Consider the following 22,340-nt stretch of genomic DNA (forward strand, 5'->3'; position numbering starts at 1 on the left):
AATAAGTTATTCCATTTTTTATTGTATTTTTGTAGGAGAAAATGGCGTTAATTTGGACACGAGAGAAGTAGATATAATTCAAGAATTTGCTCGCGGAGGGGAGAAAGCGTTCCGTGTGCTGTACGACAGGTACGTGGTTGCCTTGCGTTATTTCGCGGCGAAGTACGTGACTGACGAGGATGTGATCGAGGATGTCGTGCAGGATGCTTTTGTGGCGTTGTGGGAGAAAAGGATGGAATTTCGGGTGGAAAATGCCGTGAAGGCTTATCTCTATAAAGCCGTGCGGCACGATTGCTTGAATTTGCTCCGGCATCGGCAGGTGGAAAATAAGTATGCCGAAAGGATGATTCGGGAAGGGGATGATTCGGAGTCTTTTCTCGATCAGATTCTGGAATCCGAGATATTTCAGGCTTTACTTTCCGTGTTCGACGAACTGTCCCCCGCCTGCAAAGAGGTGTATCAAATGAGTCTGGACGGGTGTAGCCACGAGGAGATTGCCCGGAAATTGAATATTTCGGTTAATACCGTGAAAAAGCACAAGAATAACGCCAATCATTACATGAAAGAGCGTTTGAAAAATGTGTTGTCTATCCTGTTGTGGATTTCCTAAGAACGAGTCGCGTTAATCCTTAATTTTATAAAATAAGTAATATTTTATATTATATTGATTTGTACTTGCTTTATAGCATCTCCCATTCAACTCCTATTCAACTCCCATTTATCTCCTATTATAATAGGAAATGAATAGGAATTATTTAGTAATTGAATACAAATTTATTCAATTGAAATACTTTGTATGTAGTAGAAAGATAAATATCTTTTGGAGGATTACCCCTAAATTTTTTCAGAAATTGTAGCTATATAATAGCTTGATTTTTAGCGTAAAATAAAAAAGTATGAAAAAAAGTGTGTTTTGGTATTACACCAAACGCTACTTCGCGTGCTTTAGTATAAAACCAAAGAACAAAAGTATGCAAATACGGGATGACGATAGGATAAAACGATTGATTTTGAACCACGTGAAGGGTGAGTTGGATGACGCGGGTGAACGGGAGTTGAGGGCTTGGCGGGAAGCAAACGAAGAGCACGAGGAGATGTTTCAACGATTGGTGTCCATGCGGAATCTGGAAGAAGGATTCCGTCGGTTCGTGAAATCGCCGGAGGCGGAAAATTGGGCGTGGGAGAGGATTTTGAACCGGACGACATGTGGGGAACGGCGTGCGCGGAGATTGTCGTGGATTCGGTATGCGGCGATGTTTGCTTTACCGTTGGTTATCGGGGGAATTGTTTATTTTTCCCTGAATCGTGAGGGCGAGAAGGCACAGGTGGCTGTTGTGGCGGAAATAACTCCGGGGAAGGCAAAGGCTGAACTTATTTTGCCGGGTGGTGACAAGGTTTTGTTGACAGACGGGGCAAACCGGACGGTGGGGAACGGGGTAAGTAATGCAGGCGATACATTGCGATATGAAGATGCGGAAGAGGGACAACCGGGCGGAGCGGAGGAATATCATTTGTTGCGGATACCGCGGGGCGGGGAATACACGCTCGTGCTGGCGGACGGGACAACGGTGTACCTGAATGCCGAGTCAGAGTTGAGGTATCCCGTGAAGTTCTCGGGCGAGAGGCGGAAAGTGTATTTGCGGGGGGAGGCTTACTTCGACGTGGTGCGTGATGAACAGAAGCCTTTCACGGTGGAGGCGAGAGGCGTGGAGGTATTGGTGTTGGGTACATCCTTCGGGGTGCGGGCATACGAGGGAGAGGAAAACGTGTTGACCACGTTGGTGCAGGGACGGGTGGACGTGTCGGCAGAAGGACAGCGTGTGAAGTTGATACCCGGACAACAGGCTGATTTCAATCGGGAGAGCGATCGGTTGACGGTGGCGGAAGTGGATGTAGAGTTGTATGTCGGTTGGAAGGACGGGCGATTGGTGTTTGATAATCAGCCGTTATCTGCCATCTTGGATGAATTGGGACGCTGGTACTCGTTCGACGTGACTTACGCTAACGAGGAGTTGAAGCGGATTCCTTATTCGGTGAATATCAAGAAGCACGAGGATATCGCTCACGTGTTGAAGTTTATCGAACGGACGGGAAAGGTAAAATTTGAGATTAATAAGAATAAAATTGTAGTGAAATAAAAACAAAGGAGCGGTGCTGCAAACACTGCCCCTTGTCAAACTTTTCAATCCTGCTGCAAACAGGTGTTGAAATATTGTCGAATCTTAAACACAAAGTTATGGAAAAAAAATGTTATGCCTACATGGATAGGCATAGAAAATTAATGAAGTTGATTTTAATGATGAAAGCGACGTTTATTTTATCGGTTTTGTTCGCGCTGCAAGTGCATGCCGGAGCCTATTCTCAGGAGGTGCGAATGAGTATGGAATTGGAGAGTGCCTCGATGAAACAGATCATCAACGAGATTAAATCGCGGACGGAGTTCAGTTTCGTGTACAGTGATGCCGATTTGAGGGGTATTGAAAATCGGAATGTCGTGTTTAAAGATGCCACGGTGGAGGAGATTTTGGCAACTTGCTTGAAAGGCACGGGGTTGAAGTTCTCGATCGAGGAGAAGACAATCGTGATTTGGAAGGAGGCTGTTCAGCAGCAGAAAGAAGTGGAGGAGAGGATTGTCAGGGGAGTGGTGGTCGACAAGCAGGGAATCCCGCTGCCGGGAACGACTATCGTGTTGAAGGGAACGGCTTCGGGAGTCGTGGCGGATTCGACGGGTGGTTTCCAGATTCGTTTGCCGGAGAAAGGGCCGCATGTGCTTGTTTTCTCGTTCGTGGGCATGAAGAAGCAGGAGATCGCGGTGGAGAAAAAGGAATTTATCCGGGTGACAATGGAGGAGGATAGCGAGAACTTGGACGACGTGGTGGTTACCGGTTACCAGACGATTTCCAAGGAGCGTGCCACGGGTGCTTACTCGATCGTGGATGCGGAGACATTGGGGCGGAAACCGACGTCCAATCTCGCGCAAGCGTTGGTCGGGTTGGTACCGGGATTGACGGTGGTGAGCGCACCGGTGGACGGACAGGTACGATTCGCTATCCGGGGACAAGGTACTATATCGCAAGTCAGTATGGGTGATGCAAATTTTAAGGCGGATAACGATCCGCTGATCGTGGTGGACGGGTTTCCCATCAGTGGTTATATGCTTGAAAGTGATCCGTTTGCGTCGATTAACCCGAACGACGTGGAGTCTGTGACGGTGTTGAAGGATGCGGCAGCGACTTCCATTTACGGGGCGCGTGCGGCGAACGGGGTAATCGTGATTACCACGAAGAAAGGCAAGGCAAAGAGCAAGTTGGAAATTTCGGCGGATGCATATTGGTCGGTGAGTTCCCGGGCGGATTTGGATTATTTGTTTAACATGGCGTCGGCGGAGAATCAGTTTCGTTTCGAGGAATTGATGCACAAGTACAAACCGATTAATTTTGCAGGTAACGACCCTTACACGCGAGCTTCCGCACGGAGGCGGTATATGTCGGCTCCATACAGTATGCTGTACGAGCGGGATAATAGGAAGAATCTTACCGCGGGGGAGTACGATGCTAAAAAACAGGAGCTTATCGAGCGAGGAAACAGCGGGACGTGGAAAGATGATTTGAACGAGTATATTTTCCGGCGTATGGTGCGTCAGCAGTATAACGTGTCGCTGCGGGGTGCCGCCGATAAGTTGGATTACGCTTTTTCGGCTTCTTATGATGACGAGGATAGTTACCTGCAAGAGAATGGCAAACGGCGCCTGTTGCTGAATCTGGCGAGTAACGCCCGCTTGACGAGGAACCTGACGTTCGAGTTTGCGGTGAACACGATGTTCAGTAGGGAGGAAAACAACGGTACGAGTGTTGAAAGCGTGCGGGAATGGCTTAGCCCGTGGACTCGTTTGAAGGATGACGAAGGGAATTTCACGTATATATCGACCTCGCGGACTGTGTACGAGCCTCTGTTGATGTCGGAGGAATATTATGCCGGCAAGACTCCGGTGGACTGGACGTATAATCCTGTTGCCGATAGGGAATACACGGATAACTATTCGAAGACGATGAATTACAGGGTACAAGGTGGTTTCGAGTACCGGACGGACTGGGGACTGAACGTGAGTGCCAAGGGACAGTACGAGCACCGCAAGTACGACAAGCACGTGTCTTACGAGCCGGAATCGTTTTTCGTGAGGGATTTGTATAATACTTATTCCGCGTTGGGCGAAACGGGGCGGTATGTTTCTTATTTCCCGACCGGGGGCGTGTTCTCGAACGAGGGGCACACGTACGAGGCTTATAATTTGCGCGGGCAGGCTGATTACAGTCTGACGAAAGATAAACACGCGTTTAACGTGCTGGCGGGTACGGAGGTTATTTCCGCCACGACGGAGGCAGACCCGAAAGTGACGCGTTACGGGTATAATAAATATACCAATTCCGTGTTGACGGAGCTGGATTACGTGACGAAGAAAAACAATATTTTCGGGGTATCTTCGTATATGCCCTTCGAGAAGTTGGGGAGCCTATCGACATTGGAAGACCGTTTTTTCTCGGTGTACGCGAACGCGGCTTATACTTATGACAACCGTTATTCGGTGACTGCCAGTTTCCGCACGGATGCTTCCAATTTTCAAGCGGAAGACGTGCGTGATAAGTTTTCCCCGTTCTGGTCGTTCGGTGCTAGTTGGTTGATTTCAAACGAGCGGTTCATGGAACGGGCTTCTTGGATAGACCAGTTGAAGTTGCGTGCATCGTACGGTATCGCGGGTGTGGCGGCAGGCAAGTCGGGGACGTCCAGCGTGACGACGGTGGCAGTGCACCCGGGTAGCCTTATTTATTCCGGGGGAGAATCTTTTAACACGATAGCGGAACGCGGCAACAATACACTGACGTGGGAGAAGTCGCGGACGCTGAATATCGGTGTGGATATGGCGTTTTTCGGGCATAAACTGAGCGGTAGCGCGGAGTTTTATAACAAATATTCTTATGACGTGTTGGCGAACACGACGGTACCGGTGATTTCGCAGGGTGTGGAGTCTATGTTGTTGAATAACGCGGAAATTGTGAACCGGGGCGTGGAGTTTTCAATCGGTTCGGACTTGCCTATCACGGGAGATTTGAGCTGGAGCGGGATACTGAATTATTCGTACAACCACAACGAATTGAAAAAATTCGGTTTCACGGGTCCTTATCTGGCGGTTGGTAACTCTTATGTCGTGGGGCGTCCGATCGGTTCTTTCACCGTTCTGAAACCGGTGGGGTATTTGCCGGAAGGCTACGTGTTGCTGGGCGGGAAAGACGGTTCACGGGAACCCATTTTGGATGAAGAATCTTCTCGCATGATGGATTTTGTGACTCCCCGGGAAGGGCAAACGCTTGGTGATAATAACTGGGCTTACTATTTGGGAACGATGGAACCGAAAAGCACGCTGAGTTTCAGCAATATGTTCACATGGAAAGGGGTGACATTCTCTTTCATGCTCACGGGGCAGTTCGGTTATTATGTTATGACGAGTTATAATGACAGTTTTTCGCCCGATAGCAGAAATCTTGCTGCTTATTCTAAACGTCTGGACAAGGCTTTTGAGGTATATGACAAGGGATATGCCAATCAGGTGTCTTATTCTGAATTGCCGCTCTATAACGATGATAATAGACCTAATTTCTTGAGTGGTAATGGATATTCGTCCATGATACAGGTTAGCACGTATTTCAGAAACAATTTTATAAAAGGAGATTATATCCGTTTGAACGAGGTGTTTCTGGGGTATGACTTGCCGCAAAGCCTGTTGTCGAAACAGGGGGTGTTCAGCCGTATCCATGTTTACGCGCAGGCGAGCAACTTGGGATTGATTTGGAGCGCGAACGGGAAAATGGCTCCTGATTACCCGCTTGGGAGTCTAAAGCCAATGCCTGTTTTCACGTTTGGGGTGAAACTCGGTTTCAAGAGTTGGTAAAATGAGTATGAATGGATAAAAACAGTAAGGAATATGAGAAAAATATATATAATCATTGCTTTGTTGGGAGCCTTGGTAATGGCTTCGTGCAGTGATTTTCTGGATGAGACCACGGACAAGTCGGGCAGCGCTTACATATACCACATGGACCAGCTCTATGGGCTGACCGGAAGTATCGATCTTTATTTGTTTGAACGGGTTGATGCTGAAACGGGGGAAGGTAGTTCCTCGGGTGCTTACTTGACGGAAGCTCTTCCGTTGACGGACGCGGTGGAGTTGACACCGGAGTTTTACGTGCACGGGTTGCGGGCAAGTGAACCGACCACGTACGAGTCATATTGCTGGCAGGGAGAGACGTTGATGACATCAATGTGGATGATGTGGACTTGGACTCCGGTTTGGGAACGAATTTATCGTTTTAACACGGTGCTGGAGTATCTGGATAAGGTGATTCAGACGACGGAAGCTATCCATGATCAAGTGGAAGGCGAAGCTCGTTTCGGGAGGGCGTATTACCACTTTATGCTGTTGACGCAGTATTGTTTGTGGGGAGACGATAAACCGGGTATCGGTTATCGGGATAATACCACGGCGGGAGAAGTTCCCGGACGGGAAACGGTAGGCTACACGCTGGAACGTATCTACGAGGATTTGAGGCTGGCGGAAGAGGCGTTGACTAAAGCGGGGCGCACGACGTTTGACAAGGCGCATAATTTCCGCCCGACGGTGCCGACCGTGCAGGCATTCCGGGCGCGGGTAGCCCTGTACAGGGGAGATTACGAGCTGGCATTGTCGAACGCGACGGAGGCGTTGAAAGCTCATAATACTCTGGTGGATTTTAAGAATGAACCTGAATACGAGTTGGAAGAGTGGAATTGGATTAGTGTGTTGGATGAAGAGGGTGAGCCGATGGATGAAATAGTCGTGAGTTCGATGTTTGAACTGGATGACATGGATACGGAGGCGGTGGCGAAGTACGAGGAGTTGTATTTGCCCAACGTGTCTTGGGAAGGATTGGGGGGTACTTGCCCGATTTCCGAGTCTTTTTATGAGCTTTGGGACCGGGAGAATGATGCCCGCTGGATTCATTTCTATAGCTCTTGTACGCCTCTTTTGATGACCGGTGAGAATTTGGTTGAAATGGATACGAATACTTTCGAGCAATATATCAGTTATGAAAACTGGCAATATTTGAAACCTTGGAATCTATACAGTTATTCGCGTTTCGCGGGTAATTCGCTTATCGGCATGACGACGGCGGAGATGTACTTGATTAAGGCGGAGTGTGAGGCCCGGGGCGGACACGAGGGAACCGCGGCAGAGACGTTGAAGACGTTGCGTCGCACCCGCTTTATGGACGATGTGTCTGCTGAGGCAGGGGTTACCGGTAGCGTGCAGGAGGTGCTGGACGAGCGTTTGCGCGAGATGGGAGCTTTCTGGCGGTTCTATGATGTTAAACGTCTGAACGGGGCGGAAAATGCCGGTATCTATGTTCGCCGCGAGATTTTGACAGACCCGACTGATTTGAGTACTCGCGTGCAATTGGAAATAGCCCCGGATGACCCGCGTTGGGCATTGCCTTTCTACACGTTTGAAGCGGCGACCATGGGTTGGGAACAGAATAGAGGTTGGAAATAATAATGAATTGATTTTATCGGATGAAAACAAGTATGTTTGTTGTGCTTGCAAGCCTGTTTATGGCTTGCGGCACACCCAAGGACGGGTATGTGCTAAAGGGAAATTTGAAAAACGCTGGGAACGGGTACGCGGTGATCTCCGTGACCGACCACGCGGGTGCATCAGTGATAGCGGACACAGCCGAGATGAACGGGGGAAAGTTCCGTTTCGAGGGTAAGACGCCTTTCGTGGCAGCATGTTCTTTGCGGGTGGCACCCGAAGGAAAAGAGGTGTTGGATATGCTTATCGTGTTGGAAAATAGCCCGATCGAGTTGCAAGGCGATTGGGCAAATTTGGAACGGAATGTCGGGGGGAGTTTCTTTATCCGGGATATGAAGGTCACGGGCGGTAAGAACACGGAGGTGTGCAATCTTCTGGATGAAGTGTATTTCTCGTTACGGAAATTGCCGGAGTTCAAGGATTATGAACGGTTGGAAAAGTGGTTCGCTTCGTTGGATGACAATGCGGAGTTGACGGACGAGGTGATGCGGAAGGCGGATACGTTGCAGGTGCTGGAGGATAGTTTTCGAGAGTTGATGTTTACGAGGCAACTGGAAATCATGGCGGCACATCCGTCGTCGGAAGCGGCAGCGTTGTATTTGACACCCATGATAGGCGGCATGGAACTGGAAGAGTTTGAACGGGTTTTCGGGCAGTTTGACGAGGCGGTGCGAAACAGCGAGATGTTGACCGAAATACGTGAGGAATTGGAAACCCGCCAGCGTTTGGCTCCGGGACGGATGGCTCCCATGTTCTCGTTGGCACAACGTGACGGGCAGGTGCTGTCGCTTGCCGATTTACGCGGTAAGGTGGTGTTGGTAGACTTTTGGGCGAGCTGGTGCGGTCCGTGTCGTGCGCTCTTTCCTTGGTTGAAGGAGTTTTACAAGAAGTATCACGACAAAGGGGTGGAAATTCTCGGTGTCAGCGTGGATAAGGACGTGAAGGCGTGGGAAAAAGCACTGGACGCGGAAAAATTACCGTGGTTACACGTGCGGGATAAGAAGCTCTCGGGTGGAAAGCATACGGCAAGTGACTTGTATGACGTGACAGGTATTCCGCATCTCGTGTTGATCGACTGCGAGGGGAAAATAGTCAAATGCGGTAATCTGGAGTATGAATTGGAGGAGTTGGTAAATGGATTATTAATGGATAAGGAAATCGGGAAGTAATTAATTTAAAAAAGAATAGAGATGAAAAAATGTTTGATGTTATTGGTAATGAGTGTGCTATTCGCTTGTAACAGCCAAGCGGGGTACGTGTTGAAAGGTGTGTTTAAAGGTGCGGGAAACGGTAACGCGATTTTGACGATGCATGCTAAAGGAGGGTTGGTGATTTGTGACACGGTGAAGATGAAGGGGGGAAAGTTCGTGTTTGAGGGAGAAGTGCCGTGCGTGGGATTTGCCTTGGTGACGGTGGCTCCGGAGGGGAAGGAGGCGGTTCAGATGAGAGTGGCTTTGGAGAACAGTAAGATAGAGATGCGGGGGGATTGGAGAAACGTGGGAATAAACGAGGAAGAGGAATTGGTTATCAAGGGAATGACGGTTACCGGTTCTAAAAATAATGATGTAAATGAGGAGATTAATAAACAACGGTACGTGGTGGAGGCAATGCCGGAGTTCAAGAAATACGCGGAGTTGGCAAAAATGGTATTCGATGCTCCAGAAACGTTAGAGGATACAACGTTTTATTGGGTGTATAGAAAGGAGTTTGACGCGTATATGGCACGGGTAAAGGAAGAGCAGTTGAAGATTATGGCGGCTAACCCGTCCGTGGAAACGGCTGCTTATAACTTGAATTTCATGATGAACGAAATGTCATTGGAGCAGTTGGAACAAGTTTTCGGCTTGTTTGACGAGAAGGTGCGGGAGAGTGAGCTGGTGAAAGAAGTGCGAGATTGTATCGAGTTGAGGCAACGGATTGAACCGGGACGTCCGGCACCCGAGTTCACGTTAGCACGGCGGGACGGTTCTTTGTTGAGTTTGTCTGATTTCCGGGGTAAAGTGGTGGTGCTTGATTTTTGGGCAAGCTGGTGTAAGCCGTGCCGCGCTTCTTTTCCTTGGGTGCGGGAGTTTTACAAGGAGTACAAGGACAAGGGCGTGGAGATTGTCGGGGTGAGCATCGATGAGAAGAAAGCTTCATGGGAGAAAGCGTTGGATGAGGAGCAATTACCGTGGCCGCAAGTGCTTGACGAAAAGGCGAAGGGCGGATATCGAGTGGATAAATTGTACCACGTGCAGGCTGTCCCGATGTTCGTGATTGTGGACAAAGAAGGGAAAATCGTGATGCGGGCACACATGGAGAGTAAAGAAGAGTTGTCAGCAGTGGTGGAAAAGGCGTTGAAGAAATAGAAATATTGATATCGCAAGCATGTGAACAATTTAAATATTAGCAGCTTCTCGGAATTGTGCATGCTTGCGAATTTTTCAATATGCTCTGTTTGGGGAGTATATTTGTTGCTGAATTAGAAAAAAGTACGGTTCAAATGTCCGGTTGAACTGTACTTTTTGTATTTTTGTGTGTATCAAATTATTTAATATCTATCCACGATGAATGATAAATATAAAATACCTTATATGAATGCTTGCATTCGTGCTTTTGCCAAACGCTTTCAGCTTTCGGTTAAAAGTGCGTTTTTGTATTTGTATCATTTCAAAGGAATTCATTTTTTGGATGAGTTCTACGAAACGGAGCATCTTCAGTCTATAGATGATGCGGTGGATGATCTGATTGTTTTATGTCGCAAAAATGGAGGGCAATTGCAATGATACTTTATCATGGGACCAATGTAGATTTTGATAAGATTGATATAGAGAAATCTAATCCGTACAAGGACTTTGGCAAGGGGTTTTATTTGACAAATCTTCAGACACAGGCAGAAGAATTAGCAAAAAAGAAAGCCCGAATTTTTGGCGGAAATCCCATCGTACAGGTCTATGATTTTGACGAAGCTGTTCTTACCAATCATTTGTTGAATGTGTTGGTTTTTGAAAAGCCGATTAAAGAATGGGCAGAATTTATATATCGAAACCGCAATAGAAATACTCTTTCATTCAAGCATGAATATGATATTGTTATTGGTCCAATAGCAGATGATGGAGTAGCTTATTTGCTAAATCGTTACGAAGAAGGTTCATTTACTTTGGAAGAATTGGCAAAAGAGTTGGAATACAGGAAATTGAATAATCAATTCTTTTTTGGAACGAAACGTGCTATTGAATTTTTAAAACGGATATGATGATACAACAACAGACGGATTATTTGATTGCACATATTGTTGATAAAATGACACAATATTTGATGGCGGATTTTAATTTGGATGCTATTTCTGCTTTAGATGTGATATATAATTCTAAAGTCTATGATTTAGTACAAGATAAGGAGAATGAGTTATATATCCAAAGTCCATCATATACCTATGAATTGCTAAAGAAGGAATATCTTACAGCTACTTATCTATAATGTTTTTCATGTGAAAATTATTTAAGTTTTATCTTTTTCCCTTTTGACTCGTTGTGGAAGCGGTCGACGGCGGTGATCACGTAACGGTATTTTGTTCGGGGAAGCGGTAGGTAGCATTCCGTGTAGTGCGTGATGGCGGCTATTTTGGAGGGATCGTTGAGGTTGATGCTTTCTTTCGGGGCGAAGCGGTAGATCACGAAATACTGGGGATTGCGGGGATCTTCACGGTCGCCGACGGAGAACCATTTCACGGTGTAGCCTTTGTCCGTGCGTTTGGCACGGGGTTTGGCGATTTTCTTTGGTCGTCCGTTGTACATGTGCGTGTAGGCGGGAATCAATGCCGGGTAGCGGTGGTAATGTTCACGGAGGCTATCGGCGATACCCTCGTTATTCCATAATATTTCGTTGGCAGGCCAGAAGCAATTGCCTTTCACGTGGCGTAGGGAACGGGCGGTTTCCATTTTGGTGGTCAGGTCGCCGGCTTTCATGGTGCGTGCCACGTCTTGTCCCAAGTAAAGGTGGATATCGTGGGCGTTTTTGTCCCACCATTTGGCAAGGGTGATGTAGTCTGCTGCCGGGTGTCCGATTTCCCAGTACACTTGGGGGATATTGTAGTCAATCCATTTTTTCTTGACCCATAGCGTCACGTCCGCATACAGGTTGTCATAATTCTGCAACCCGTTGGTATTGCTTCCGCTACCGTCCGGCGTGTTTTGTTTGTTGCGATATATCCCGAAAGGACTGATGCCGAAGCGTACCCACGACTTTGTCTTCACGATCGTGCGTTTCAACTCCCGGATTAATTGATTCACGTTTTCCCGTCGCCAGTCGTCCCGTTCGTCCTCGGAGTATCCTTTCTTCAACCCGTAAGCGCGAAAGCTGTTATCGTCGGGAAAAGGCATTCCGTTCACGGGATAGGGGTAGAAATAGTCGTCCATGTGAATGGCGTCCACGTCATAGCGGCTCACGATATCTTCCACCACCCGGCAGATGTATTTCCGACAGGCGGGGATACCGGGATCGAAAAGTAATTGCTTGTTGTAAGTGACGAACCATTCGGGATGCTCGTGATAAACGTGCGTTTCCGCTAACGTGGCAGTCCCCGACGTGCATGCCCGGAAGGGATTCAGCCAAGCGTGAAATTCCATGTTCCGTCGGTGGCATTCTTTGATGAGAAATGCCATCGGATCGAAGAACGGCTCCGGCGCTACACCTTGTTTGCCAGTGCAGAAACGGCTCCACGGTTCAATCTCGGAGTGATACCACGCGTCGGCTTCCGGTCGTACTTGAAAGACAATGGCGTTGATTCCGCATTCTTGCAGGTAATTCAGCTTGCGGATAAAGTCGACTTTCATCTCGTCCGGCGACATTTTGGCGTATTCACTCTGGAACACGGTTTGTATCCATGCCCCGCGAAATTCGCGCTTCGGGTAATCCTGCGCGGAGAGGAGCGTGATGCCGAGAATCGTGGTGAAAAGGAACGATAATATATATTTCATAGTTTGTGTCATTGATTTAGAATGTCGCGAATATACGGATTTATGGGTATAAAAAAGAAAGGGAGACTTAGAATGTCTCCCCAAAGTGATGGATTTAGATGTACTATGGTGTGAAATGGACCAGAACGGTCCGAGGATGGCTCTTTTAATGGATACTCTTGATGAGCGATTCCATTTGTGCTTTCATTTCTTGTGTTTCTTTTGATTCCTTTTTGGGTTTTTGAGTGATTACTTGTCGGGCGCATTGCAAGGTCTTGTCATGTAATCCCATTTCGTGGTAAAGATTTGCCAGCAAATAATTGGGATACACGAGGCTGGGTGTCATGTAATGGGCCTTCCGGAAGTTCTGTTCGGCGAGCTTGTACTCTCCCATGGCTTGATAGTTTTTCCCGATGATATTGTATATTACCGGAGCGGATACAGATTGTAATACTTCTCGGAGAACAGCAATGCTGTCTTCGTATCGGTCTGTTTGGGAGAGTGCTTGCCCGTATTCGATAAGAAATCCGGGATGTCTTAGATTCTTTGCCAACGGGGCGTATATATTAACCGCCGTCGCGTATATCTTCACGTTGTAATATAGTTTTCCTTCTGCCCATGCGCGATAGGAGTTGTATTTTCTCATTTCGGGGAAGGCGGTGAAAAACACCAAGCCTGCCAACGCGAGATAAATTACTTTGAAACTCAGTCCGGCTTTTTCTTGACGGGCTTCCCGGGGGGCGCACAAGGCGAGCAAGAGCATCAGGATGATGGCTAACGGTAATGATCTGATAGGGGAGGACATCAGCCCTGCCATAGAGAGCGAAATTAATGCACCTAGGGTAGCTAACTTCTCCGGGTATCGTTTTAAACTTCGGATACTTTTTATAAGAATCGTGGCGACAAACCCGAGGATAAGTAATAATCCCAGCAATCCGGTTTCCGCCGTGATACGGACAATATCACTGACCGGGTAACACGGCGTGTTGGCCAATGCCAGTTCTCTTTCTGTCCGGTTGCCGTGTTCGAAATAGTAAGACTGGGCATCCCCGTATGCTTTTTGGAAGTTCCCGATACCAATGCCGAATAACGGGTTTTCCGTCAGCACGTTCATGGATATTTTCCATGCCAGAAGGTTTTCGTCCACTGGATCTTTCCGGAATTTGTAATAGCCGCCCACGATACCGGTGCTGATAATCAGCACACTGAGCAAGAGGGTTATTCTTTGTTTTTGTGTCTGTAAGCGTTTGATGAAAGCGTGCATGTTGAATTTGAAATACAGAACAACACAGCATCCGCACGCCGCGGTGAGCCACGCGATGGCTTCCCCTGTAAAAGGCATGATAGATAGTATGCCCAACAAGGAAAGGGCTGATAGCACGAACAACATGATCTCGTCGATGATTTCCGGCTTTGCTTGCTCGGTATAAGACGGTGTCGAGAATTTGGCACTTAATCTTTGATATAGTGTGATTGTCCAGTAAAGCGCAATCGGGGTAATCGTGGCCAAGTATACGGCATAAGCGTATCGGGTGTTGAAGGACCCGGATAATTGAAATTTTGTTTGCATTTCCGGGATATAAGCGTACAATTGGCAGTATCCCCAAATGACTTCAAATAAAGCGAGCGCGATCAGAACGAATTGAAATGTCTTGATCGATTTTTTATTGTAAGAAAGATAGATATCGAAGAAAAAATAGGAAATGACTATTAGCAGAAATACTTCCGCGTTCATCATTTCCTGATTGGAGTTACGGGATATGCCAATAATCACTACAGTCAAAATCCCTATTATGATAGTTTTGATTTCATCGACTCTCGTGGTCGATTTCCTGTAAAAAGCCAGAATGATTGAAATGACTCCGGTTATACACATGAAAGTGTAGAACCAAAAACGTTTGGCAACAACGATCCCGTTCATGCTTTCCGAATCGATAACCAGCATCGTGGCAATCAATAGAAGGAAGCTCATGAAGGACAGGAAATTCACTGTGTTGTTAATCCATTGTGTCATTTAATTCTTTATACTAATTTGTTGTTTGTACAGTTTCCACAGCGAGTTGTTTCTCGCCGGGCTACCGATTAACACGACCTTTTGTTCCCGGTCGAGTAGGAATGTTTGAAATTCGGGGTCGTGCGGCAGGTTCGGATTCGCCTTCCACAGGGCATTGTCCGTGTCGTAAAATATCAAGTGATTGAATTTGTTCTTCACGGCAAATGCCGATACGGCCTCGAAATTCTTGGCGTGGACGATAAAGATAAAATTCACTTTATCTTGTTGTCCGGCTATATCTTTCATGCGTAAGTGCCAGTCATGTAATTTCATGTTACATTCCGTGCACCCGGTAGAATCAAAAAAAGTAAGAACGCTGTATTCTTTATCCAATAGTTCCGTGAGCGTGACGGTTGTATCTCTCCCGAGGATTTTAGCCGCCGGGGAGGTGGGAAACGTGATTGTTTTCCCGTACCATTCTTCAATTACTTTTCGGGCTTTGTAATCCTTGGAATGGCATCCCCCGAGGAGGATGAACATCCCAAGGTACAAAACTCTCACACGGAAATTAATCCAATGCATATTTAATCAACACTGAATTCGGATGGTTTGTCAAGCCATAAATGGCGTTTTCTTCTTTACAAAAGGAAATAGAGGTGAACGGATTCCCTAGTAAATAGGTGTGAACGTGATTGCCCTCCCAGTCGAACACTACAATCCGTTCACCATAGCCTATCTTCTCTTTGTATTTATTGTAACTTCTCCCAGAATAGAGGGCAAATATGTATTCATCAGATACTTCAATATCAACAAACCCGAAGAGATTGTCTGTGGAATACGCGACGGGCTTTCTCCTGGTACTCTTGACCGTGGCTTTTGGAGAATAGAGATTTTGCTCGGTGATGCGAGTGATGGTGTTGCAAGGTATGAGAGAGCATAAATCTATGATACCGCTTTGCATATTCGCACAGACAAATTTCGTTCCATCAGGTTTTATCTTTATGATATTACTTGCAAATAAGATGCTTTTCTGGGAATTGTCGGCGTTCCGGTAATTCGGGTAGGGAAGGAAGAAATTTTCTTGCCCGTTTTCCAGTAAAGCGTAACGCTGGTCGAACATACCCGTTGCCACGATTGTGGAACCCCATTTGGCAGCGCACAAGTGTTTCTTGTCCGTGGGCACGGGGGTAAAGGTAGGACCGAATCCGGCTTGTCCCAGTTGATTCATGTCGAACTCGACCATTCGGTTGTTCCCGAAGTCATAGGCTGATAAGATTCCTTTCTCGTCAAGATGCATCGTTAAGATGTACAAACCTTGGTTGCCGCCTAAGCCTGTCGGGAGGTAATTTCCCAACAATGTTCCGTCTTGTTTGTATATGGAAATCTTGTTCAACCCTTCCCGGTCAAGTACGATAAGTATAGAATCTTTCTTGATTACTTTTGTCGGGTTTATAATACCCAACTTTTGTAGATTGATTTTTGTATCCAATCTGTCTAGTGAGACAGCACGACTCATGCTAAACAAAGGATTCTGCTCTTTCGGCACAGTCCGAACTTCATCAGAACAACTGTAGGCGAAAGCAACGGCTAATAGTATAAATAATGCCTTTTTCATGTTCATGTTATTTATTCGAGAGCTAGTCCGGGGTAGAATACGGGATTAAAATCATCATCGTAAAACATACAGATATATCCTGAAACTTTACAAGGATTGTCTTCTCCACTTTCATCAGCGGCTAACGCTTCAATATTTTGAATTTTTATATCTATATTCGTGGCATCTTTCCTTAGAGTGATATTTATTAATGTTATTCCAAGGATTATAGATATAAACAATATACTAATAATAAATTTTTTCATATATTGAGAGTTTTGATGTGCTACAAAAATATAAGGAAGTTTTGAGATAAATTGTTCCTCATTTGTTCCTATTTTTCTTAATTTATTCTTAAAATTGTAGAGTGTTGGAAGTATATATAATAAGGTAATAATTTCAGTATTTTGATGGTCTAATAAAATAGAGTCTATGAATAGAAGAATCCATATAGCGTGGGGCGTTTCGATGTTTGCCATATTTTGTTTGTTGATTTTTCAAACATTTTGGTTGATACGTATGTTTCATTATAAAAAGGTAGAGTATCTGAATACAGCGAATAATGTTTTAGCAACAGCAATGGAAACTGGTTTTGAAGAGCATTTATTACAGAATCAGATTTTTAAAGATAGCCCTCCACGAATTAGTGTGGATAGAGAAAATGCTACGCTGAAGTTTGTGTGGAAAGGTGATACAACGTCGATTGCTTTTGAAGAAAAAGAAGGGTACTTAACTTTATTACGTAAAACTTTTTATGACTTCGTTAATCAGCGATCAACAGAAAATATTGTCATGTTGGATAGTATTTGTAAATCATATTTTGTTCGTAATGGTATAACGGGGAAATATATATTGGAATTAGTGGATACTGAAACTGGAAGGATTATAGCTACAACGGAGAATGGGTCTTCTAGGGTAAGTAAGAATATTGTTTCAAACATGATTGATTTAGGATTAACGAGTCATCATGGTCTAATTGCTTATTTTGACATGCCTTACAAGGTCTTCTTTTCTCAATTGACAGGAGTACTCATTAGTTCGTTCCTTTTAGTGATCTTCTTGGGTGTTTGTTTTATATATCAATGGAAGACAATTTCTTTCCAACGAAACGTGGCAAAAGTCCGAGAGGAATTTATGAGCAGTATGGTGCATGAATTGAAGTTCCCGCTGTCGATAATTAAGAAAAAGCTCCTTGCGCTAAAACAGGAGGGGGTTGATAATTTGAATGAAAGGCAATTGGATGCATTGAATGGAGGGTTTGATAGAGTGCTGCATTTGAATAATTTCGTGTTTAAATTATTAAATGCATGGAAACAAGGGTTCAAGGTTACGTGGGAAAAGTTATCTTTGCAGGATTCAATTGATGAACTTGTTCGACAGTTCAATTCCGTGTTCGAGAAAAGAGATGTTTCGATTAAAGTGGATTATCAATTGAGTAGGAACGTGATTGAAGCCGATCCGATTCACTTTCCGAACGCCATCAGTAACTTGATCGAGAACGCTATCAAGTATTCGGGTAGTTCGCCGAAAGTCGAGATATCGTGCAAGGACGAGGGGAATATGCTGATTATATCGGTAAAAGACCACGGATTTGGTATTCCGGAGAAACTGAGGGAGAAGATTTTCGAGCGTTATTTCAGGGTTGCTCGCGGTCGTTCTGCCGATGTACACGGTTTCGGAATCGGGTTGAGTTACGTGAAACAGGTAATAGAGGCTCATGGCGGAGTGATTCGGGTGGACAGTACCGAGGGCGTTGGAACCACGTTCACGGTCATGGTGCCTTTGGTAACAGACGAAAACGATTAATATTTTACAAACGGGAAAATGGCTAAGATTTTGTACGCTGAGGATTCGGCGGAGTATTACGAGGATTTCATAACTTACTTGAAAAAGAATGGGCACACGGTTTACCACGTTACCGACGGGGAGGAGGCGCTTGAGGTTTACCGTCAGAAGAAACCGGACTTGGCGTTGCTCGACGTGATGATGCCGAAAATGACAGGTTTGGAGGTCGCTAGAGTGATTCGGAAAGATGATTCTGTCATTCCTATTTTGTTTATCAGTAGTATTGGCAGTTCATCCGCCGCGGTAGCCGGATTTAAGAGCGGGGCAAATGATTATATCCGCAAGGATATGGATGAAGCTGAATTTAAAGCCCGTATCGAAGCCGCTTTAAGACAAATCGGATTTCGTGAGCGTAGCGAGAAAACGATAGATATTAGCGACGGGGTGTATCTTGACCTTGTGAACCGTGAACTTGTCGTGGACGGGGAAGTGATATTATTCAGTCCGTTGGAAATGAAGGTAATGAAAGTGTTGTGTGAGAACAAGAATTGCTACGTGACAAAAGATATTCTGGTGCAGGCGGGTTGGAGCAACACGTTTAAAGAATCGTATCGTTACTTGGATAAATGTCTTGTCGGGTTGAGAAAAATGTTACCGAAAGACGGCTCGATATCTATCGCTACCAAATGGGGTAAGGCGTTGGGATTAATGGTGAAAGAAAAATAGAGAAAGCCCTTGGGGAATAATCAAACGGAGATTTGATATTGTAAGCTTTATAGATTATCTTTGCTTATAGATTAAAAACGAGAGCATCATGGAAACGAGGAAACTTCCGATAGGCATACAGACATTTGAAAAAATACGTGTTGGCAACTATGTATACGTTGACAAAACGGCTTTCGTGTGGAAGCTGGTTTCCTCCAGTGCACCTTATTTTCTTAGTCGTCCAAGACGTTTTGGCAAGAGTTTGTTGCTCTCGACTTTCGAGTCTTATTTCGAGGGACGTAAGGATTTATTCGAGGGATTGACTATCGGGCAGTTGGAGAAAGAGTGGAACGTGCATCCCGTGTTACATCTTGATTTGAACGCCGAGAAGTATGATTCTCCCGAGGGATTGTACGCTATCCTCGACAGGTATTTGAAGATGTGGGAAGATCGTTGGGGACGGGGTGACGGCGAAAGTACCCCGGCAGGTCGTTTTTTTGATGTCATTCGTCGTGCTTGCGAGCAGACCGGATGCGGGGTCGTAGTGCTCGTGGACGAGTATGATAAACCGCTTCTGCAAGCATTGGGAAAGGATAACGCCTTACTCGAAGACTTCCGCGATACCTTGAAGGCTTTTTACGGGGTACTCAAGAGTGCCGACCGTTATTTGCGTTTCGTGTTTTTGACTGGGGTTACTAAATTTGCTCAAGTTAGTGTATTTAGTGATCTCAACCAGTTGAGTGACATTAGTATGTGGCCGGATTACGCTACTATCTGCGGGATAACGTTGGAAGAATTAAAGGATAATTTTCAACCGGAGATTGAACAATTGGCGGCAACTAACGCTATGGACGTCGGCGAAGTCGTGAAAAAGATGACGACACTTTACGATGGCTATCATTTTTATCAAAATGCCCCGGGGGTATTTAACCCGTTTAGCGTGTTGAGCGTATTCACGTCTAAAGTATTTGGTCGTTACTGGTTTCAGACGGGAACCCCGACTTTTCTTGTAGAGTTATTGAAACAGAGTGATTACGACCTTCGGGAATTACTTGACGGGGTAGAAGCTCCTGCTTCTTCTTTCACCGAGTACCGGGTAAATGTTGATAACCCGATTCCTTTGATTTATCAAAGTGGTTATCTGACGATTAAGGAATACGACAAGGAGTTCCAGAATTATCTGCTTGCTTTTCCGAATGATGAGGTAAGATATGGTTTTATGGATTTTTTAGTACCTTTTTATACCTCTTTGGCAGAAGATGAGCGAGGATTTTATATTGGAAAATTCGTACAGGAACTTCGTGTGGGGGATGTTGATGCCTTTATGAAGCGGTTACGAGCGTTTTTCGCGGACTTCCCTTACGAATTGAATACCCGGACGGAACGTCATTACCAAGTTGTATTTTATCTCGTGTTCAAGTTAATGGGACAATTTACGGGAGCTGAGGTACGTAGTGCCAAGGGAAGGGCTGATGCCGTGGTGAAAACACCGAAATACATTTATGTCTTCGAGTTTAAACTAGATGGTACAGCCGAGCAAGCTTTAAAGCAAATTGATGATAAGGGATATCTTTTGCCTTATTCGGTTGATAACAGAGAAGTGGTAAAGATTGGGGTGGAATTTGATGCTAATGAACGTAATATCGGGAAGTGGATCGTGGAATAATTTGATGATTATCTTTCTTTTTGGTAAACCGCTTTATTTTGAATAGTGGCGGAAGTCCTGTGTCAAGCCTTCGCAAATCCAATTAGCTAAAGCTTGGCGGTTGTCGTTTAGCAGGAAACGTTGTTGGTCACGGCTGTTTTGGATGTTACCCAATTCTAGGAAAACGGCCACGGGGAGCGTTTGTTTAATGACGTATAGGTCACGGGTGTTTACCGTTCCGGAGAATCCCCTGTTAGGTTGATGTTTGTCGTATTTCTTGTTAAACACGTCTTGTAGCGTGTTGGCGAGATGTTTGCCCTTGGCGCTACCCTCGTAATGGTAAAAGAAAACGTCAATCTGTTTGCTCTCGCTCCGGCTGTCAAGGTGGATAAAGATAGCCCGTCGATAGGCTTCCTTGTCTTTGCGGAATAGCGTGTTGATTTTGTCACAACGTTGTTTGAGGCGTTGTACTTGATTCAAAGGGATGGGATCGCCCATGCAGGTTTCCCTATCGCCGGTGGCAAGGAATTTATCATCCCGGATACCGTCCGCGGCGTCTTGGATGATGATGTGAACTTTGGCTCCTTTCGACATCAAGGTGCGTGCCAACCGGAGCATGATGTCGTAAGCGTATTCGTCCTCGTGCAGTTGGTGTCCCTGTAACACCCCGATAGCCCCGGGATCGGGACCGCCATGACCGGAAACCAGATAAAAGCAGGCACCCTTGAGTTCGTCGGACTCTATCGTGTATTTCGCCAGTTTCTCCCCGAATAGAGGTTCATTACCTTCCCGGTTCATTGGCGGTAAAGTGTATTTCACGCCTAACCGCAGGCCGTTATTTTTGTCCAGCTTACTCTTGTTGAGTTCCATGAATTGCGTGTAATGTTCCGGCTTCGTGCGTTCGAAGCGTTTCAGAAATTGGAGTATGCCTTCTCCTTTTCCCGGTGTTCCGGTTTCTTGCGTGAAGCCGTGGATGGGCAAAAAGATGAACAAAATGCTCGTGTATATGATGAATATATATTTCATGGTTTCAAAAATTCATCACAAATATAGTTCTTTTTGTTTGTCCTCGAAAATAATAAATTTAGACAAACGAAAATTAAAAAATACAATAATTCAAGCGTTTGACGCAACGGATGAGCTTTGTTGACATCTTATATATAAACGTTAAAAAAACAGCTATGAAAAAGAGAACATGGAAAATTGCATTAATGTTGTCATTATTTATTGCCGTATTCGCGGCGTGTGATGACGATGACGAGTATTATTACGTGGGAGGTGGAAGTTCGTGGATCAGTTACGGTAACCTCGAGAAGATAGATAACGGTACTCGTTCCAAGTATGCCATCCGTCGGGATGACGGTAGTCGTTTGATCGTGACCGAGGGATACGGGATAAATTCTTCGGATGCCGAGGAAGGATTGCGGGTATTCGCCAACTACTCGATTCTGGGAAGCGAGAGAGATGGAACCGGGTTGGAAGGTAGAATGAATTATTATATTCGTTTGTATCGTATTACTGACGTGTTGACAAAGGACCCGGTGAAACTTTCTTTCATCAAGGAAAACGAGGAAGTGCGACAGGATAGTATCGGTAACGATCCGATTAACGTGTCCGAAGCATGGTTCGGTGGCAAGTATCTGAACGTGGAGTTCAGAATACCCGTGAAATCCGGTTCTTCAACCAAGCATTTTATCAATCTGGTGGAAGATGATGTGGTGGCGCATAATGACACGGTATACGTGACTTTACGCCATAACGCTTACGGGGAAGCTCCTAAGGACGGGGATCGTGCAAATCACGTGTGGAGTCGCGGTATGGTATCTTTCGACCTGACTTCTATCGTGCCGGAAGGAAAACAATCCGTACCTGTTAAATTGCTTTGGACAGAATACAAGAATGGTTCAATCGAAACTGTTACCCGTGAAGATAGCGGAACTTACACGCTTTCCGGCAGTAATGAGGAAGAAGCAGACAGCGGACTGAACCAGAGTAATAACGAACGCAAACTGGTGAGCAGCGAAGATGTAGTCGGAGAAGTTAATTAAAGACATTTGATT

At 45.6% G+C, this 22,340-nt stretch carries 19 protein-coding genes; 13 read left to right on the forward strand and 6 right to left on the reverse strand.

The genetic code is table 11. The features are described 5' to 3' along the window. The first annotated feature begins 52 nt into the window (after positions 1-52). From CS948_RS02185 to CS948_RS02225, 9 genes are all read left to right on the forward strand, one after another. Positions 53-610 (forward strand): RNA polymerase sigma-70 factor, encoded by a 558-nt coding sequence (locus CS948_RS02185; RefSeq protein ID WP_099290120.1) that lies wholly within the window; start codon positions 53-55, stop codon positions 608-610. Between the two features lie 286 nt (positions 611-896). Continuing rightward, the gene (locus tag CS948_RS02190) at positions 897-2,138 is read left to right on the forward strand and encodes a FecR family protein (RefSeq protein ID WP_099290121.1); all 1,242 of its coding nucleotides are present in this window, start codon (positions 897-899) and stop codon (positions 2,136-2,138) included. A 98-nt stretch (positions 2,139-2,236) separates the two neighbouring features. Next, entirely contained in the window at positions 2,237-5,944 is a 3,708-nt protein-coding gene (locus CS948_RS02195) for a SusC/RagA family TonB-linked outer membrane protein (RefSeq protein ID WP_099290122.1), read from the forward strand. Between the two features lie 33 nt (positions 5,945-5,977). Further along, complete coding sequence (locus CS948_RS02200; protein ID WP_099290123.1) at positions 5,978-7,582, forward strand: RagB/SusD family nutrient uptake outer membrane protein; 1,605 nt, start codon at positions 5,978-5,980, stop codon at positions 7,580-7,582. A gap of 20 nt (positions 7,583-7,602) precedes the next feature. After that, positions 7,603-8,790, forward strand: a complete 1,188-nt coding sequence (locus CS948_RS02205) for a TlpA disulfide reductase family protein (protein ID WP_099290124.1) — start codon at positions 7,603-7,605, stop codon at positions 8,788-8,790. A 21-nt stretch (positions 8,791-8,811) separates the two neighbouring features. Further along, positions 8,812-9,969: a TlpA disulfide reductase family protein gene (locus CS948_RS02210; RefSeq protein WP_099290125.1), complete on the forward strand. Its 1,158-nt coding sequence runs from the start codon at positions 8,812-8,814 to the stop codon at positions 9,967-9,969. 198 nt (positions 9,970-10,167) lie between these two features. After that, positions 10,168-10,386 (forward strand): DUF3791 domain-containing protein, encoded by a 219-nt coding sequence (locus CS948_RS02215; RefSeq protein ID WP_099290126.1) that lies wholly within the window; start codon positions 10,168-10,170, stop codon positions 10,384-10,386. Next, positions 10,383-10,856, forward strand: coding sequence for a DUF3990 domain-containing protein (locus tag CS948_RS02220; protein WP_099290127.1), 474 nt, complete (start codon positions 10,383-10,385; stop codon positions 10,854-10,856). The genes CS948_RS02215 and CS948_RS02220 overlap by 4 nt, the downstream gene beginning before the upstream one ends. Then, positions 10,856-11,080, forward strand: a complete 225-nt coding sequence (locus CS948_RS02225; RefSeq protein ID WP_099290128.1) for a hypothetical protein — start codon at positions 10,856-10,858, stop codon at positions 11,078-11,080. The genes CS948_RS02220 and CS948_RS02225 overlap by 1 nt, the downstream gene beginning before the upstream one ends. A 17-nt stretch (positions 11,081-11,097) precedes the next feature. Here CS948_RS02225 and CS948_RS02230 read toward each other — a convergent pair whose 3' ends face one another. The 5 genes from CS948_RS02230 to CS948_RS02250 all read right to left on the reverse strand — a co-directional run bounded on the left by CS948_RS02230 (position 11,098) and on the right by CS948_RS02250 (position 16,624). Next, on the reverse strand, positions 11,098-12,579 hold the full coding sequence (locus tag CS948_RS02230; protein WP_099290394.1) for a glycoside hydrolase family 10 protein: 1,482 nt from the start codon (positions 12,577-12,579) through the stop codon (positions 11,098-11,100). Positions 12,580-12,724: 145 nt separating this feature from the next. Further along, positions 12,725-14,572: a hypothetical protein gene (locus CS948_RS02235; protein WP_099290129.1), complete on the reverse strand. Its 1,848-nt coding sequence runs from the start codon at positions 14,570-14,572 to the stop codon at positions 12,725-12,727. Next, positions 14,573-15,133 (reverse strand): peroxiredoxin, encoded by a 561-nt coding sequence (locus CS948_RS02240; protein ID WP_099290130.1) that lies wholly within the window; start codon positions 15,131-15,133, stop codon positions 14,573-14,575. Further along, a complete protein-coding gene (locus tag CS948_RS02245) occupies positions 15,120-16,166 on the reverse strand; it encodes a BF3164 family lipoprotein (RefSeq protein WP_176554872.1) in 1,047 nt (348 codons plus the stop codon). The genes CS948_RS02240 and CS948_RS02245 overlap by 14 nt, the downstream gene beginning before the upstream one ends. Before the next feature lie 11 nt (positions 16,167-16,177). Next, on the reverse strand, positions 16,178-16,624 hold the full coding sequence (locus tag CS948_RS02250; protein ID WP_099290132.1) for an NVEALA domain-containing protein: 447 nt from the start codon (positions 16,622-16,624) through the stop codon (positions 16,178-16,180). 313 nt (positions 16,625-16,937) lie between these two features. Between CS948_RS02250 and CS948_RS02255 the strand changes: the two genes are divergently transcribed. The 3 genes from CS948_RS02255 to CS948_RS02265 all read left to right on the forward strand — a co-directional run bounded on the left by CS948_RS02255 (position 16,938) and on the right by CS948_RS02265 (position 20,301). After that, entirely contained in the window at positions 16,938-17,951 is a 1,014-nt protein-coding gene (locus CS948_RS02255; protein WP_176554873.1) for a sensor histidine kinase KdpD, read from the forward strand. Positions 17,952-17,969: 18 nt separating this feature from the next. Further along, on the forward strand, positions 17,970-18,656 hold the full coding sequence (locus CS948_RS02260) for a response regulator transcription factor (protein WP_099290134.1): 687 nt from the start codon (positions 17,970-17,972) through the stop codon (positions 18,654-18,656). An 88-nt stretch (positions 18,657-18,744) separates the two neighbouring features. Next, entirely contained in the window at positions 18,745-20,301 is a 1,557-nt protein-coding gene (locus CS948_RS02265) for an ATP-binding protein (protein ID WP_099290135.1), read from the forward strand. A gap of 33 nt (positions 20,302-20,334) precedes the next feature. On the opposite strand, the gene CS948_RS02270 is transcribed toward CS948_RS02265, so the two are convergent. Next, complete coding sequence (locus CS948_RS02270; protein ID WP_099290136.1) at positions 20,335-21,306, reverse strand: N-acetylmuramoyl-L-alanine amidase; 972 nt, start codon at positions 21,304-21,306, stop codon at positions 20,335-20,337. A 155-nt stretch (positions 21,307-21,461) separates the two neighbouring features. On the opposite strand from CS948_RS02270, the gene CS948_RS02275 reads away from it, so the two are divergent. Further along, positions 21,462-22,328 carry a NigD-like C-terminal domain-containing protein gene (locus tag CS948_RS02275; protein ID WP_176554874.1) on the forward strand — a complete coding sequence of 289 codons (867 nt, stop codon included), beginning with the start codon at positions 21,462-21,464 and terminating at the stop codon, positions 22,326-22,328. Positions 22,329-22,340 lie beyond the last annotated feature (12 nt).

The organism is Butyricimonas sp. Marseille-P3923, from assembly GCF_900184685.1.
GTDB lineage: Bacteria > Bacteroidota > Bacteroidia > Bacteroidales > Marinifilaceae > Butyricimonas > Butyricimonas muris.